Source organism: Streptomyces sp. NPDC059668 (assembly GCF_042734135.1).
GTDB lineage: Bacteria > Actinomycetota > Actinomycetes > Streptomycetales > Streptomycetaceae > Streptomyces.
In genome coordinates this window covers 1-941 of record NZ_JBHWEL010000051.1, presented here as the reverse complement: position 1 = coordinate 941, position 941 = coordinate 1, and the positions used below count along the sequence as shown (strand labels likewise).

Sequence of the window (941 nt, the reverse complement as noted above, 5' to 3'; positions counted from 1 at the left end):
AGCCGCCGCCCCCGGGCGCGGCGCCCCCGCCGCGCGCGCGCGGGCCCCGGCCCGGGCGGGGCGCGCGCGCCCCGCCCCCCGCCCCGCCGCCCGCGCCGCCGATTTCCGGTGTGGAGCCATGGGCTGCCGGGTGCCTCGACGGGGAGCGGCTGTGCCGGTGGGCCGGTGCGGTCACGTGGCGGCGGGACTGAGGAGGACGTCCGCCGTGATGCGTTTGCCGACGGATGTCTGTTCCACGGTGAGGGTGCGGGCGAGGGCCGCGACGATCTCCAGGCCGTGCTGGCCGATGCGTGTCGGGTCCGGGGCCTTGGCGGCCGGCGCGACGGGGTTGCTGTCCCAGAGTTCGACCTGCAGTACGGGGCCGGTGACGCGCAGGTGCAGCAGGGCCGGTCCGGGGGCGTACTTGCGGGCGTTGGTGACGAGTTCGCTGACGATCAGCTGGACGATCTCCACCGTGGCCGCTGCCACCGGAATGCCGTAGTGGTCTCTCACCTTGGTGAGGAAGGCGGCTGCGAGATGGCGGGCCTGGGCGATGCGGGAGCCGTCGCCGTCCAGGGCGAGCGAGGCCTCCAGCGCGTGGGCTGCGCCGATCCGGTCGGGCCGGTCGATGCCGGGTTCTCCAGGTGATTCGTCCATGCGTGCCCGCTTCCGTCTCCCCGCCGGTTACCCCTCCAGGCACCGTGTACGCAGGCCCCGCACGATACCTGTGGCCCGGCCACCCACAGTCGGCACTCGTGGGACGGAGCGCGTCAGGCCGTTCCTTCGAAGCGCGTCGGCCTGCGACGTGGAGATTCTTGCAGGGCGGACCTGCGGGAGACGACCGAGCAGCCCCCCCGGAGGCGTCCGGGACACCCTCCGGTGCACGAGAAGTGGGGGGGGGGGGTTGGGGGGTGATGGGGGGGGATGGGGGAGGTGGGATATGGTGTTGGAGGGGGGTGGTT

At 74.2% G+C, this 941-nt stretch carries 1 protein-coding gene; it reads right to left on the bottom strand.

Annotation, left to right across the window (positions count from 1 at the left end; translation table 11 throughout):
• Positions 1 to 171 precede the first annotated feature (171 nt).
• Positions 172 to 636, bottom strand: a complete 465-nt coding sequence (locus tag ACFV2J_RS29245; protein WP_385441427.1) for an ATP-binding protein — start codon at positions 634 to 636, stop codon at positions 172 to 174.
• Positions 637 to 941: the final 305 nt, after the last annotated feature.

Bases quoted from the DNA above. Each gene is read 5' to 3' on its own strand.
- ACFV2J_RS29245 (WP_385441427.1), bottom strand. From the start codon at position 636: ATGGACGAATCACCTGGAGAACCCGGCATCGACCGGCCCGACCGGATC.